Raw genomic sequence first — 14,067 nt, 5'->3', positions numbered from 1 at the left:
TATGAAAGACAACCGCGAGAAATGAGAAAACAGATGACCTATTCAGAATACAAAGAATCCGATTTGCATAAGTGCGTAAGCATTGGTGCAGAAGCAATGGTATCAATTGCCAAATTTGCCTTTAAAGCCACTACCCTTTTATTTCGATTTTTCCGCTGGCTTGTCACATCGGCTTATACCTACGTGATGAAGTAATTCTATATTGGAGTCGTTGTTTTCATTACGACTTATTTAAATCCCCCAAAAGCGCGCCCTATTAGGTCGCGCTTTTTTTGTGCCCAGTTTATACCTAGCTTTATGCCAAAAGTCCGAGGACATTTTATATCGTCAGTGGCGCTAAATGGTAAAACTCTGAATCGAATAAAAACCATACTACACCTGTTCCAACAAAACAGACTTCTAACTTATACAGGTACTAAAATGAAAAAGATTGCACTTAAAATTGTAGGACTAACGGTTTTGGCTTCTGCGCTAACTGGTTGTATCGGTAGTAATGCCGTAACAGGGAAAGTGATGAAATTTAACGTTGAAGTTGTCGATAACCGCTATGCTCGTGCAGGTGTAAACTTCTTATTAGCGCCTGTATACGGTATTACAACCGCAGCCGACTATGTCGTATTCAACTCACTTGAATTCTGGACAGGTAAAAACCCGATCAGCGGTTCTCCACACGTATTTGATACAAAAACAGATACTCACTTCAAAGTGAACGATGAGCTAGACCCAAGCCTTAAAGAAGCTCCTGTAGGCCCAATTTCAAACAATCGCACGATTGAAACGGGTGAGATGATTAAGATCGACGAGAATACGGTTCAAATGGACATCGTCTATACCTCTGGTGAAACGGCGACTCTAACGGGTATTAAAGACGGTCAAAACGTTAGCTATTACATGGATGGTCAACTTGTATCGCAAACGACTATCGCTGAGTTAGAGAAGATTCAAGGCACAGAAGCGTAAGATTCATCGCCCACACAGAGTTCCAACTTAAAGAAACTTTGAAGCTCATCAAATAGAAAAAGCTCGGCAATTGCCGGGCTTCTTTATATGCGCTCTATTGGGATTGAGACTGTGCGAGCCGAATACTCACTAAGCTCGCTACCATTATGGCTAAGTAAAAGCTACCAATAATGGATTCCATAAACACAAAGAATTGAGCAATAGGTAAAGCTGGTGAGATGTCTCCATAGCCAACAGTGGTCAGAGTGATAAAGCTAAAGTACATCGCATTGAACAAATTCGTTAACCAGACTTTCTCTTCTAAACCGTTAAATGCACTAGGAAAAATTTCCAAAATCAACAAGTAGATAGTCGACCAAGCAAAGCCTAACAGCAAGTAGATACAGATTGACCCGATAATATGATTGGGCGTCACCGTTTTTGCTTTCATCACCTGCTTTAACGCTGAGTAGATGTGGGAGAACAAAAACGCAGCCAACGCCGATAACGTCACTATCGACAGGTTATAACCTTCCAAAAACGAAAATACACCTGATACGGACGCTGTTATCAACAACAGACCATACCAAGATCGATACAAGGCTCGCTCTCTATTGATACCAACAATTGAGCTCGCTAAGGTAATTATGATGAGAAATAGGATTGTTTTCTGACCTTGCGGGTAAAACTGCTGCATCACCGCGCAACCAAAAAACAACACCAACAGTGCATAGAATAAGAAGTAGAAGTTGTCGTCTTTAGAGACTGGCTTCATCTATTTTTCCTCTGCCTCTACTGGTTTTTTCTCAGTTTCTTGTTGGTTCTTCTCTTCAAGCCCAAGCCACGCCATCATCAGCTCGTAGGTCAAACTCAGAATCACGGCACCAACAAACAAACCGACAATGCCTGACATCGCCATTCCACCCAATGCACCCAATAAAATAACCAGCATTGGAATGTGAGAGCCACGGCTCAGTAGTACTGGCTTCAAGATAGCGTCACTGCCGCTCACTAAAATACACCACACTAAGAACAAGCTCGCCGCCAGTGTCGATTCAACGCTGAACATGTAAATGATCGCAGGTAATAGCGCAAGAATCGGTGGAAGTTGGATTATCGCAATGAGCAGTACAGCTAGCGCCCAAAACGCAGCCGCTGGAACGCCTGCAATCACCAAACCGATTGCCGACATCATGGATTGAATCACAGCAACACCAATCACACCTTGCACAACACTGCGCACGGTCGATTTAGAGAGCTGTACCAGCTCTTCTCCTTTGCCGTCTGTTAAGCGCGCCACTAAGTGAGTCACACCCGTTTGGCATTTATCGGCATTACTCATGAACGCACCAGCAATGATGGTCGAGATGATAAATTGAATGAAGCCACCACCTAGCGAGCCAAGAACAGAAGCCGCTTTCGTCGCGAACTGTTTAACTTCGTCTGCATACTTTATGAAAGTGCCTTCAATATTGTTCGAGGCGGCAACCAAGGTTGAATAAACCTTTTCCCCTATTAATGGAATATCTTGTAAGGACTCTTTCGGTTTAGGCAATGACAATGTGCCATCTTGAAGCCCTGTCATCAGGTCAGTCGCGCTGGTGTAGATACCAGAAGAAAGCGCCGCCAAAGGAATAAATAATAGAATCACACCAATAAAGCTCAGCAATGCACTGGCTTTACCTTTCGACATCCCGGTTTTATTTGAAATTGCGACCGCCACTGGATACAAGGCTGTCGCAATGATCGCACCCCATATCACCAAAAGAATGAATGGGCGCAAAATCGAAAAACACCAATACACGAGCATGGCAATCGCTGCGATCTTGATGGCAGCGTCTATCGCCTGTTTTGAAAAATCATCGGTTAACTTCATGAGACGTCCTTGTTAGACAAAATTAAGGCTGATTTTGTAGGAACTTCCAATTCCGTGTTTCTAGGAATAGAGAAGCCAAAATCATATATATTCCAATTAACACTAATTGGAATATGCGTATAAGGGTGTTGCTATCGATATCACCGGAGCTCATCAATGTGCTACCAACCAGTACGAGCAACGTACTAAATGCAGTGGCGAAAATAGGTGCTTTTTCGGGAACCGTGTAGATCTTGGTAGCCATAAGAATGGCAATAAGTCCTATAAACAAAGAATAGAAGACAATATTGGGTACTATAGAAAGAATTGAAAAAGCAGCAATCGCCAGTAATCCCCCTATACCGTTACTTATCACCAGAAAAGCGCTCAACTTTATCGACTTCTCTGACGTAATCATCAACGATAACAACGCAATGAACATCATTGTCAGCAAAGCTTCAGATATTTGAAAAATAAAGAAAAAACAAACCACTGGATAGGAGATAATCATCGCCCTAAAGGCCGCATACCAACGCTGTTTCTTTTCGAGTGGCGCAGCAGCGAAGCCTGAGAACTCCGATTTAGGCTCAGGGAAAAACACATGCACTAACGCAAAAAGCATGACTGAAACCACACCAGAGGTCGCTAGGCCAGAGGCCAGCATTACTGATACGCCAGGGTTATCAATCGCCATAAATGGCAACATCAACACGGCAATCAACAGTATGGTGGCGAACAGGTTCCATTTTGGGTCGACAAACAAGTAGTAGCCCCAAAGCATCATTAGCCCCACTAAAATCAGCAATGGGATTGGATAATGGGTAATTCCTCGCGACAGCAATAAACCTAACCCCATTGTCACCACAACGGCCAAGAGCAATTCGTAGACCGTTTCCTTATGGAGATTTGGTTTATCAATTAAGAACTTAGCAGTGAACACTGGCGCCACAAACGCAAGTGGCCAGTTTATCCACGCCGCCAAGAAAACAGCCAACGTGACCCCGACCGTAAATCGCAGGATCCGTTGCTGTGTTTGTTGGTCAGGAATCGGCTTATCGGACATAAGACAATACGCTAATCAAACGAATCCATACCTTGCCTATCGCGTTGAACACAAAGTTATCGCCGCTATAAACAATCACATCCGCTTGTCCACCTACTCGGAGCATGCCTGTCACTTCTTCATTATCAAATTCAATGGTGATAGGAAGCATCTGTGTTTGACGCAACCAACCCGTTTGCTGGTTGGCTTGCGCAAGCTTACCTGCTTGATCATTCTGTCCCCAATCAACACCCCAATCGATGCTACTGACTCGGCCTTTTACCACTTTGCCCGGTGCAAAATCTAACGCTACTTCGACTTCATCACCGACCGTGACGTTACCTAGGCTGTTCTCGCGATAATAAGCTTCAATCCAGATATCTTCCGTTGAAACAAAGGTCATGATTGCTTGCCCTGCTGATGCATAAAAACCTTCAGACAGGCTAAAGTTAGAAACACCACCTTGCGTCGGCGCTGTGATCACAGTGCGCTCTAGGTTCAATTGAGCTTGTTCAAGAGCTAGCAACGCCGCTTTTACTTGGCTGTTTTCTTCACCTTCTTTACCCATTTGCTTCTTAGCACGGTCAAGGTCTGCTTCCGCGTTTACAACCGCCGCTCGAGACGTCGCTAGTGAAGCTCGCGCTTTGTCCGCATCGGATTTAGAAACCACACCTTTGTCAGCCATCTCTAAAACACGCTTGGCTTGTAACTTGGTATTTTGTCTCTCTACCATCGCTGACGTGAGCTTCGCTTGAGCTGAAGCAATGCTCGCGGTTTGAGCTCCGACATTTTGGCCAGCAATTTCTAAGTTTTGCTCAGCTTGTTGTACGGCAATTTTATAATCAGAATCGTCTAAAATAGCGAGCTTGTCGCCTTGATTAACCAATTGGTTAGGTTGAACTAGAATATCGAATGCGTGTAACCATAACGCTCTGCCAGGTTTGAATAATGTTTTAAGTCGTTATCAAAGCGGCGTCGATTCCAGCACCCTGTCAGTGAATCGGTTTCCACCAGCATTCTTAATCGACGCTCCAATATCTTACGTCGGCTAATATCCGTAAAGGTCACCACGTACTTATTATTGTGCGGCAGGATTTCGGTTAGCTTTTCCACTACAACGTTAACGGTAAACTGCTCACCAAGTCGACTTACGCCACTCAACTCACTTTTCCATCTCTGGTTTTCCTTCAGTGAGCGAGTAATGGTCGCGATTAGGCTGCTGTTATTCATAAAACAGAGATCAGAAATCGGACGAGATTCAACTTGGTCAAAGGCATAACCTGAAACCCGAGAGAACTATTGATTCACTTGTATGACTCTCAATTGACTATCGAGGACAATAAAACCTGCGACACCATCAATGATCGCTTCCGACAAGTTATTCTTGCTTTGAGCCATTTCATGTCGATAAAGGCGTGCGGTAATAAGAGTGCTAAGTAAAAACAACGCACACACCGAAAAAACCATGGCTGGCGTAGAAGCAATACTCAGCAACCACAAGCTAAATGCCATATTGAGGACAAGTGCAGACACCACGTATAGCGGCATTTTTCGGTCATAACTTAACTTGTTCATAGTTTGCTCTGGTGATGGGCGAATGACTATGATGGCTAAGTTTTGATTAAGATATTTACCATTTTACGACACATACAAATTCAAATTATATGGGTACTTTGAAGATCAACAACTTATGCTAATTATTGAGTAAGAAGAGCAAACTACCACCGCTGAGTGAGCTGCCATAATTGAAGTTAATCCCGACACCGAAGTTATCAAAGAAGTAAGAGTCGTAAGGGACATCGAACACCAACCCAGCGCCGAATTCATAGTAATAGTGTGTATCTAAAGGATCCGTTAAATCCCCTGCTATATCGATTCTTCTAAAGTTATAGTGGACCTGAGGGTTGTTTAACGACCAAGCATCGAGCGCAACATTTTGCCTAAACTCTAGTTCATTAATAAATCGCATCCCTTCAGGGTTGCCGATATCGCCATCGTTCGCTTCACCCCATCCAGTCCCATAGAAATAACGCACTCGAGAAGAGACATTCCAGCTTCCCCACTCTTGCTTCTTTAAATACTTGAGTTTGACCGACGGCTCACCAATCAATGCCCACGCTGAGGTATTTAACGCGTAGCCGTCTAGCTGAGATTGAAATGCTTGAGAGTAACTGTTGTTGTATTCGTATTTATTGCGGTAATAGAGCAAGTGAGTGCCTAACCCATAGGCGATAGACCAATACTGGTTTAAATGGTTTTGCCCTCCGAAAAAGCCATACAGGCCCAATACTGAGTCTTTGTTTGGGTTAACACGACGGTCAGAGGTCACTTCCGGTGAGATTTCAATATCCTGTTCAGAAAGCGCATAAGACCCTCGCACAGACCAAATAAGGTCAAGATCAGGATCATCGGTGTTAATCACCGAAGAATAAGGAATGGAGCCCACACTCACTTGGCTTCGAGTATCGATGGTTTTATCGGAGCCGAAACCATTGTCGTTCAAATTGATAAATGAATTAGGGTCAAAATCAACAAAGCCTATAGATACGGCATCGCTGTCAGTCAACGCAATAGAAGCCGCGAAGATCTTCTCTAAACGATTTTGAATCGCTTCATTTGAGACACAGGCCGAGGATGAAAAAAGGCCAGTTAAGATCAGAGCAATAGAAGAGGAATACAGCGATTGGGGTGAAAGCATTAAGTTGACTCCATTCAAACTTATGCTTCAAGTGTAATTGGTAACTTAACTATTTCAATCGTATCCGCCCCATGAACCCACGGGGCGATATTACTAATGTTTGAAGTTCCAAGGTAGGAGTGCGTCGATATCAGGCTCTGCTTTCGCCAACTCTTTCATGCACTTGACCAGATAGTCGTAGAGGATAAGTCCGTTGGCTTTCGCGGTCTCGACGATGCTGTAAAGCATCGCGCTCGCACCAGCACCGTTTGGTGTGTCAGAGAACAACCAATTTTTTCTGCCAATGACCAGCGGTTTAATTGCGCGTTCAGCGCGATTATTATCGATAGATAAGTGACCATCGTCGATATAACGAATGAGCTTTGGCCATTGTCCGAGCGTATATTTTATCGCTTTACCTAGTGCACTAGAGCCTATCACTTTCTGGGTCGTCATCCATTCGTAAAGTTCATCCAGTATCGGTTTGGCATACGCTTGACGCTCTGCTTTTCGCTCTTGGGCAGGCGCACCTTTTAAGCGTGATTCTATCCCGTAGAGTTTTTGGATTTTAGCCAGCGCCTTATCAGCCTTGCCTGATTTACCTTTCCCTTGAAGCTTCTTCGCATCCATGAACTTGCGACGAGCATGCGCTAAGCACCCTACATTGGTGACGTGATGCAGACCATCATAAGCCGCGTAGCCATCGGTTTGTAGATAACCGTTGTAGTCACCTAAAAAGTCCACGGGACACGCCCTCGCGCGACTGTTTTGGTAGTCGTACAAGGCGATATTTTTCATATTCGGTAGTGCGGCTTCGGGTGAGTCGGCGCCCGAGCAGTAGAGCCACATGTAACACTGTTTCTCTTCTTTGAGCACATTAAGCGGCGTTTCATCCGCTTGAACCACTACTTGTTGAAGAAGATGGTCTTTCAGCGCTTCATATAAAGGTTCGAACTTCTCACTGACTTGGATAATCCACCTTGCCATGGTGGTGCGTGATAGCTCGATACCCGACTGATTAAACAGCGACTCTTGCCGATAAAGTGGCATCGCGTATTGGTATTTACCCAGAATGATATTGGCAAGCAAGCTTTCTGTCGCGAAGCTCTTAGGGATAAGACTCTGCGGGGCTGGCTTTTGAACGATGCGGCTATTGTCTTTTGTTTTCTCGCACTCGCGGCACGCATATTTAGGGCGGACATATTCCTGCACTTTAAGCACTGCTGGTGTGAACTCTAATTTCTCACTGCGGTCTTCGCCGATTTTATGTAGGTTATGATTGCAGCATGAACACTGCTTTTCATGGTCGTCTAAATCGAGTTCGATAACCTCTCGAGGCAAGGTCGTTGGAAGTGGTTTACGTTTACCACGCTTCTTCGTTATGGTCGTGGTCGTGGTCGTGACCTCAACCTCTTCTTCCTTAGCGGCTTCACATTCCACTTCGTTGAAGAGATCTCCTTGAGATTCATCGTAAGGCTTTAACGCCTCCGAGCGTTTCGCGAATTGACGGTCGAAGGCAAGCTTGAGTTGTTCAAGCAGCGATTGACGCTCTTGTTGCCATTGTGATTCCTTCTGCTCATTCGAGAGCATCAGTGCTTTCACCATCGCTTGTAGCTCGGCAATATCTTGACTTTCTGGGTCGATATTTAGTGTCTTTTTCATGACATTGATTATACTAAAATCGTGCCGTTAACGCTTGGTGGATAAGGCTTTATTATCGTTTAAGTCATTGTAAAATCGTTTATTGTGACAGGTTTATGGCCGATAATTGTGAAGCCAGAAAGCAGCCTATCAAGCTCAAATTGAGTCAAGGTAAATACCTGATTTTTCTCTTTTGATGGCCACTTGTACTTGGCTTTTTCGAGGCGCTTATACCACAGGGCGAAGCCTGTTTTATCCCAGTACAACACTTTGATTTTGTCGCGCTGTTTGTTGGTGAACAGGAACAGTGCGCCACTCCCCAAGGGTAAATCGGTGTCACTTTCGATAATTGCAGCGAGGCCATTGATGGACTTTCTAAAATCGACGCTCTCACGATACAGATAAATGTCTGGTGCGCTCAGCATGCGTTTCATGACAGCGCCCCGATGAGCTCTGCTAGGTAGGTTGCAGGCGTGCCTTGAGGAATACTCAGCTCAACATCATTGACGAGAAGGGTCATGTTAGCGGTTGCTATTTGAGCTTGGTATTTCGTTGTCTTTTCGACGACCTCTGCTCGGACAAAGCCTTGAGATACATCCGCTTTTTTGAGTTGTTGGCGCTTAGCATAAAACGTTGAGGGATTGAGTTCATTGAGCTTACAGAATGCGATCGTTGACAATGAACTCGATTCAGATTGTTCGATAAGCGTTTGCCATTCTTGTTTAGTGTGTCGTTTTCCCATTTCAAATCTCCTCATGGTTGGAGACTTGATCTTATTATTCGTGTTAGGCGATTAGAATGCGGGGTTTATGGAGCGCTTACTTTCAATCAGAGAGTTAACGGTGTGGTTGATACTGCTCTCAGTTCCAGCTGCAAGAGCGTTGCCAAATCGATGGATCCCCAAAGCTCTTCTACGTCTTGGATTCTAAAATGAATAATCATATGCGCCCTGTCTAAATTGGAGTCTTATCTTGGATCATTCTTAAAACCCTTACTTACCATAATACGCCAAGCCGACTTTAAGACCTGTTTCGCATATAAAACAATAAGCGTTTGAAAATTATAAGATTAACTCCTAAGTTTTTTATAATCCTTTACTCAGGAAGAAGTAGATGAGCAATATAGAAAAAGTATATGGATTTAATACACCCCAACGACTCTTTGTCGGATACACGCTTGCGGTACTCGTCGATTTAACGGTTCTTAATTTTTTTGATGAATACTGGGACTTCGTCAATATCGAATCATTCACCATCTCATTTGCAGCTGCGATTTTGCTTCAACTCCTACTCAAATTGTCTATCGGCTTAGAACATAAGCTGGCGGATTACTTCAAATCTAAACCGGGGACTGCGCCTAAGATTTATCGCGGTTTATCCAGTTACGTGATTTTGGTGGGCTCTAAGTTTGTGATGTTGGAAGCCATCAATATCTTATTTGGAGACAAGGTAGACTTCACAGGCCCTTGGAATGGTGTGGTGGCGTTCTTCGCTGTGGTATTCACGATTTTGGTCGCAGAGATTGTTGTTTCAAAGATCTACTTCGCACTTGATGACACGCCCAAAGCCGAAAAAGCATAGTCGCTTTTGACACACACCTAAGACGAAAAAGTGAGCCTATCAAGGCTCACTTTTTACATATATTCTTTACGTTTCAGCGATTAACCAGCAGAGAAGTTAGATAAAGACTCTCGCTCTAATACCGAATACCCAAGCGCTGCTTTCATTGGAGAATGCAGGATCCTTTATGTACTGGATGTCAGGTGTTACTTGGAAATGGTCACCAAACTGCATGTTGTAGTAGATCTCCGCAGTCCACTGCTCGTCTGAATTTGCGACTGGTTGCAGAATTTCTTCATTCAATTCAGACCAATTGACAGCTACACCAAGATTGTTTGTTGGCTTACCTAATCCGAAATAACCGAAACCAACACTCAGCGACTTATCATATAGCGCGACTTGCCCTTCAGAGATACCACCACGTACAAACGGCATCACTTGATCAGTCATGAACTGACTCCATGAGAAGTTCACACCTTTACCACCGTCAGTATTATTTTGGTCTGGGTAAGCGAGGTTATGGCGCGTATCGTCACCAAAATCCCAAAAAGTCACATGGAAGTTATCGGTGTAGATCTGCTCTTGCGAAGCCGTCCAACCTAATTCCAGTGTGGTGAAGTAAGACGCATCACTACCAAAGGCAGTATCAAAGCCATCAAAAATGTCATCTGATTTCCCCTTTGCGTCCGCGATACCACCTACGACATAAAAATTTTCGCCCAACATATGACCAGCAGAAAGGGCCAATACACCATCATCAGGTAAGCCCATCGCACCAGAGCCTGTCGAGAATGCCAAGTTAGTAAAACCAGACCATGGGCTTGCTAGGGCGTAAACATCGGCATAGTTCGTCACATCCTGCCAACCGACAACAATAGTGCCTTTGCCATCGTTGATTTTTTGCTTCCAATTTAAGTCCGTAACACGAAACCCTTGGTCACTGAAAGCCGGTGCTATCAAACCTACATATCCAATTTGGTCTGAACCTATAAAACCAAACTCTTTTGGCGCAGTATCACCATAAGCATGCCTATGTTCCACCTTCCAAACCAGGCTACCTGAGTTCTGTGTGTCCTTTCCGAATAGATGCCATGAACCGTATAATCGTGCCACACCCGACGATGCATCAACGCTATCGCCGCCAACTCCATCCCCTGAGGTCAGCCCCAAAGCAAAGTAATCTGCACCAAATGTAAAACCATCTTCAGCTAATGACTCCCTCCAAGATTTCTTTTGTGCTTTCTGCTCTGCAATTGTATTTTCAACAGAATCCGGGCCTTCAAAGTTAGCGCCGTAAACAACGCCGCTCATTGGGCTTGCCGCCATCACAATAGCCATACTTATTTTAGAGAATCTTGAGTTCATCATGTCACCAGTGCTTTTTAAGTTAGTTTTATTTTAGTTATTACTCACATTGAAAATTGTCATTTGATGACAACCATTAATTTTCTTTTTCATAATAGTCTTCGATCATCGAAGCTTTCATTTCATAACCCATAGTGAGGTTACTTTTACCATCGACTAGGAAGACCTCTTCAGTCACTTTGTTCGAGCTAAAGTCACCTTCTACCCACACTGGCTGGGTACTGAACATTTTGTACCTTAAAGCCTTCAGGGAAAGACACGCGCACAATCTGGTTTGCAGGTGGTGGTGGCATGTGAATACACGCACCCGCCACGGGCACTAACAGAAACTCGGTTGCGGTCATGCCCTCGGAGAACTCCAGTGGAACGATGAAACCGGGAACTCGTACTTTCTTGCTATCAAACTCTGTCGTGATGGCTTCGGCGTTTGCTTTCATGGTTTGCATGTATTCATCACGCAGTGCGATCATTTCGTCTGCGTCTACACCCTGCTCTTTTAGCGTTTGTTTGAATAATAAAACCTGTTGTTGAACTTGCTCTTCCTCTGATGCACTCATTGCTATCACACCTTGTAATAGACGCATTTGTTGATCGGTTAGATCCGGCATTTCTACTTTCATTTCGTGAGACTCTGAGTTCAGATCTTGCCACTCAAGATTCATCGCTGTTTCAGCAAAAGTAGGTAAAGCAACGGTCGTCAGTGATACCATTGACAGGATAAGAGAAAGCATTTTTTGCATATAGAACACCTTGAAGAGGGGTGACCTACCCAAATAGGTCACCCATTAAAGCTTAATTTTTTTAACTGAGTTGTCGAACTGAGTTACAGCGTGTTTTTGTAGACTTTGCCATCTTTCATGATGACTTTAATGGTGTCGATTTCAGGGCTGCGCGGCTCTGCATCAAACCATTTTTCGTTTGCCCCAATCACTGACAAGTCTTCAAGTGGGTTGCCTTCAACAATAATGATATCAGCGTATGCACCCGCTTTGATTTCGGTAATACCGTCGGCATTAAAGCTAACGCTATTTCGAGCCATACTGGTTGATGAACCAAAGAAGTGTTGGTTAGCCGTGGTTAGGTTACTAAAATCGGCATGCGAACCCGTCGGGCCAATAAATGCGCATGATGTGTAAAGTCGTGGGCCCGCAACATGCCAGAATCGATTGTTTTACGTAAGCCAGTATTCAAGCCACCAGCATCACGCCACGTGGTGAAACCCGATTGAAACGCGGCGTTCGCGTTCACTGTCGCTCGCGCGGCTAACTCTTCGATCGTTCGGTTGTTTTCGTGGTCACTTAGATTACCGCCGTTCAGCAGTAAGTGTCCGTGGCCTTCGATTAAACCCGGCATTAGCGTTTTGCCTTCGCCGTCGATCACTACAGCGTCACCAGCCTCGATCGGGCTCACAGAGATTTGTTTGATGAGATTGTCTTCGACTAATACATGATGGTCTTCGTACAATTTGTTTTCAGTACCATTGAACACATCGACGTTAGTAAATAGCGTTGATGCTGCATTTGCAGAAAGAGCAAATGAACACGAAAGAGCCACAACAGAGAGCTTTAAGCCAGTATTTTTCATTTTTACACCTTGTTATCCATAAATGAGTGGAATCCACTTCCCATAACGATTCCGTAATTACTAATGAGTGTTATGAGGTTTCAAAGGTGTTTTTCATTACCCGCGACACTCGCAAACAACAAGATAAAACAACTCATCAACATTCAATAACTTAGTAGTGATACTGACAGTATTCAATGTTGAAAAATGGCCATTTGGTGACAATGATTAATTATGCGGATCAAGTCCTGCTTACGTAATGATTTCGATACAGTCGTTATTTCGGCTACAACTTCTATTAGCGTTGTTGTAGCCGCTCTTTTCGATACTGTCTTGGTGTCATGTTCATCTGTCGTTTGAAGGCACGTGTAAAATGAGAGGAGTCAGCGTAGCCCATCTTTGTGCCTATTTGAGTAATCGACAAATCCGACTGCGTGAGCAGTTCCAAAACCTGCTCGAGCACCATCTCTTCTATCAAGGTTTTATAGACGACACCTTCGTTTTCTAGTCTGCGTTGGATGGTTCTGACATGAATATTCAGAATTTCAGATGCCAAGCTAATTGGGAGCTTCCCCATCGTGAGATAAGGTTTAATCACAAGTTTGAATGCGCTCAGAAATGAGTTGGGTAGAGGCGTGGTTAGTTCAGGTGTATGGCCGCTCTTTGACAACACGATAGGCGCAAGCATGATTTCTTCAGGGATCTCAAAAGCTGTGACCGGTCTATGCGTATAAAACTGAGCACTGCCCATTTGTGGTAGAGATTGAAAACATTCGAGGTCGCCATTCTGAATTCCGACCTCAGACGGCTTCCAACGACCTTTCGTTAATACTGAAAGTAGCTCGTTAATGAAAATAACAGAGAACAGTTCAGCGAACTTAAACCAAGGTGCGTTAGTAAATGGCTTCTCGCGAACCAACCACCACTTGCCTCCGGATGGCTTGGTATAGACATTCGCACCATTGGATACGAGCTTCAACTGCTCACCAAATTGGTCTAGCGTGCTCTTTAGCGAATCCTGATGACTTAGTTTAGCGACGAACCTTGGCACATAGGTTTGTTTGCAAAAGCTCCACATAAACAGTGAAAACTCTTCTCGTGACGCCGACTCACCCATAATTTTGACCACGTTTTTAATGGTGCTCTCAGGGAGGTACTCGTAATGGTCGCTACTGGTGAGAATGTCATTGGGGATTTTGGCACTGCGTAACAAGGTGTAGATTTCACCATCGATATGTTTGAACAATTCCGCAAACAGCTCGACTTCCTTCTTATCTACCACTGTCATTATCTAAGAGGTATTTGGCATCCTTTCCTCTTAATCTGTTCTTTCTAGAACTCTAATTATCACCTTATTTAAGATAGCAGAACAAACGATGGGTTACCTAGGCCTACTAACCGAATGTCTCCGTCAAAATAACGAATA

At 44.1% G+C, this 14,067-nt stretch carries 13 protein-coding genes and 3 pseudogenes; 2 read left to right on the top strand and 14 right to left on the bottom strand.

What is annotated here, in order from left to right:
* Nucleotides 1-420: 420 nt before the first annotated feature.
* Nucleotides 421-960 carry a DUF3332 domain-containing protein gene (locus AC3CH3_RS21405; protein ID WP_029405412.1) on the top strand — a complete coding sequence of 180 codons (540 nt, stop codon included), beginning with the start codon at nt 421-423 and terminating at the stop codon, nt 958-960.
* 94 nt (nt 961-1,054) lie between these two features.
* Here the strand turns inward: AC3CH3_RS21405 and AC3CH3_RS21400 are convergent, their stop codons facing one another.
* The 9 genes and pseudogenes from AC3CH3_RS21400 to tnpA form a co-directional block, all read right to left on the bottom strand.
* Nucleotides 1,055-1,714 carry a potassium channel family protein gene (locus tag AC3CH3_RS21400; RefSeq protein ID WP_488538368.1) on the bottom strand — a complete coding sequence of 220 codons (660 nt, stop codon included), beginning with the start codon at nt 1,712-1,714 and terminating at the stop codon, nt 1,055-1,057.
* The gene (locus tag AC3CH3_RS21395) at nt 1,715-2,815 is read right to left on the bottom strand and encodes an AI-2E family transporter (protein WP_488538367.1); all 1,101 of its coding nucleotides are present in this window, start codon (nt 2,813-2,815) and stop codon (nt 1,715-1,717) included.
* A 22-nt stretch (nt 2,816-2,837) separates the two neighbouring features.
* Entirely contained in the window at nt 2,838-3,857 is a 1,020-nt protein-coding gene (locus tag AC3CH3_RS21390; RefSeq protein WP_019821772.1) for a DUF2955 domain-containing protein, read from the bottom strand.
* Nucleotides 3,847-4,746: pseudogene (locus AC3CH3_RS21385) on the bottom strand (HlyD family secretion protein); the annotation flags it as partial. The pseudogene AC3CH3_RS21385 and the gene AC3CH3_RS21390, both read right to left, overlap by 11 nt.
* Nucleotides 4,746-5,411, bottom strand: a pseudogene (locus AC3CH3_RS21380) (PAS domain S-box protein); the annotation flags it as partial. The pseudogenes AC3CH3_RS21380 and AC3CH3_RS21385, both read right to left, overlap by 1 nt.
* A gap of 118 nt (nt 5,412-5,529) precedes the next feature.
* Nucleotides 5,530-6,534, bottom strand: coding sequence for a Solitary outer membrane autotransporter beta-barrel domain (locus AC3CH3_RS21375; RefSeq protein ID WP_488538366.1), 1,005 nt, complete (start codon nt 6,532-6,534; stop codon nt 5,530-5,532).
* Between the two features lie 93 nt (nt 6,535-6,627).
* Entirely contained in the window at nt 6,628-8,175 is a 1,548-nt protein-coding gene (tnpC, locus tag AC3CH3_RS21370) for an IS66 family transposase (protein WP_488538346.1), read from the bottom strand.
* 59 nt (nt 8,176-8,234) lie between these two features.
* Nucleotides 8,235-8,588 carry an IS66 family insertion sequence element accessory protein TnpB gene (gene tnpB / locus AC3CH3_RS21365; RefSeq protein ID WP_261893880.1) on the bottom strand — a complete coding sequence of 118 codons (354 nt, stop codon included), beginning with the start codon at nt 8,586-8,588 and terminating at the stop codon, nt 8,235-8,237.
* Nucleotides 8,585-8,896, bottom strand: coding sequence for an IS66 family insertion sequence element accessory protein TnpA (gene tnpA, locus AC3CH3_RS21360; RefSeq protein ID WP_488537056.1), 312 nt, complete (start codon nt 8,894-8,896; stop codon nt 8,585-8,587). Before tnpA ends, tnpB begins: the two co-directional genes overlap by 4 nt.
* Nucleotides 8,897-9,266: 370 nt before the next feature.
* Between tnpA and AC3CH3_RS21355 the strand changes: the two genes are divergently transcribed.
* Nucleotides 9,267-9,734, top strand: coding sequence for a hypothetical protein (locus tag AC3CH3_RS21355; protein ID WP_019821783.1), 468 nt, complete (start codon nt 9,267-9,269; stop codon nt 9,732-9,734).
* Nucleotides 9,735-9,830: 96 nt separating this feature from the next.
* On the opposite strand, the gene AC3CH3_RS21350 is transcribed toward AC3CH3_RS21355, so the two are convergent.
* The 5 genes and pseudogenes from AC3CH3_RS21350 to AC3CH3_RS21330 all read right to left on the bottom strand — a co-directional run bounded on the left by AC3CH3_RS21350 (nt 9,831) and on the right by AC3CH3_RS21330 (nt 13,929).
* Complete coding sequence (locus AC3CH3_RS21350) at nt 9,831-11,039, bottom strand: carbohydrate porin (protein WP_019821785.1); 1,209 nt, start codon at nt 11,037-11,039, stop codon at nt 9,831-9,833.
* A 115-nt stretch (nt 11,040-11,154) separates the two neighbouring features.
* Nucleotides 11,155-11,307, bottom strand: coding sequence for a hypothetical protein (locus tag AC3CH3_RS21345; RefSeq protein ID WP_488538365.1), 153 nt, complete (start codon nt 11,305-11,307; stop codon nt 11,155-11,157).
* Entirely contained in the window at nt 11,273-11,818 is a 546-nt protein-coding gene (locus AC3CH3_RS21340; protein ID WP_488538364.1) for a DUF3299 domain-containing protein, read from the bottom strand. The genes AC3CH3_RS21345 and AC3CH3_RS21340 overlap by 35 nt, the downstream gene beginning before the upstream one ends.
* 83 nt (nt 11,819-11,901) lie before the next feature.
* Nucleotides 11,902-12,662 (bottom strand): annotated as a pseudogene (locus tag AC3CH3_RS21335) (amidohydrolase family protein).
* Nucleotides 12,663-12,939: 277 nt separating this feature from the next.
* Nucleotides 12,940-13,929: a helix-turn-helix domain-containing protein gene (locus AC3CH3_RS21330; protein ID WP_488538363.1), complete on the bottom strand. Its 990-nt coding sequence runs from the start codon at nt 13,927-13,929 to the stop codon at nt 12,940-12,942.
* Nucleotides 13,930-14,067: the final 138 nt, after the last annotated feature.

This window comes from Vibrio sp. QJM3NY_35, assembly GCF_057785915.1.
This window is presented reverse-complemented; position numbering and strand designations above follow the sequence as displayed.

Bases quoted from the DNA above. Each gene is read 5' to 3' on its own strand.
- AC3CH3_RS21390 (WP_019821772.1), bottom strand. From the start codon at position 3,857: ATGTCCGATAAGCCGATTCCTGACCAACAAACACAGCAACGGATCCTG.
- AC3CH3_RS21340 (WP_488538364.1), bottom strand. From the start codon at position 11,818: ATGCAAAAAATGCTTTCTCTTATCCTGTCAATGGTATCACTGACGACC.
- AC3CH3_RS21330 (WP_488538363.1), bottom strand. From the start codon at position 13,929: ATGACAGTGGTAGATAAGAAGGAAGTCGAGCTGTTTGCGGAATTGTTC.
- AC3CH3_RS21395 (WP_488538367.1), bottom strand. From the start codon at position 2,815: ATGAAGTTAACCGATGATTTTTCAAAACAGGCGATAGACGCTGCCATC.
- tnpC (WP_488538346.1), bottom strand. From the start codon at position 8,175: ATGAAAAAGACACTAAATATCGACCCAGAAAGTCAAGATATTGCCGAG.
- AC3CH3_RS21375 (WP_488538366.1), bottom strand. From the start codon at position 6,534: ATGCTTTCACCCCAATCGCTGTATTCCTCTTCTATTGCTCTGATCTTA.
- AC3CH3_RS21350 (WP_019821785.1), bottom strand. From the start codon at position 11,039: ATGGCGGCAAGCCCAATGAGCGGCGTTGTTTACGGCGCTAACTTTGAA.
- AC3CH3_RS21405 (WP_029405412.1), top strand. From the start codon at position 421: ATGAAAAAGATTGCACTTAAAATTGTAGGACTAACGGTTTTGGCTTCT.
- AC3CH3_RS21355 (WP_019821783.1), top strand. From the start codon at position 9,267: ATGAGCAATATAGAAAAAGTATATGGATTTAATACACCCCAACGACTC.
- AC3CH3_RS21345 (WP_488538365.1), bottom strand. From the start codon at position 11,307: ATGTTCAGTACCCAGCCAGTGTGGGTAGAAGGTGACTTTAGCTCGAAC.
- AC3CH3_RS21400 (WP_488538368.1), bottom strand. From the start codon at position 1,714: ATGAAGCCAGTCTCTAAAGACGACAACTTCTACTTCTTATTCTATGCA.
- tnpB (WP_261893880.1), bottom strand. From the start codon at position 8,588: ATGAAACGCATGCTGAGCGCACCAGACATTTATCTGTATCGTGAGAGC.
- tnpA (WP_488537056.1), bottom strand. From the start codon at position 8,896: ATGGGAAAACGACACACTAAACAAGAATGGCAAACGCTTATCGAACAA.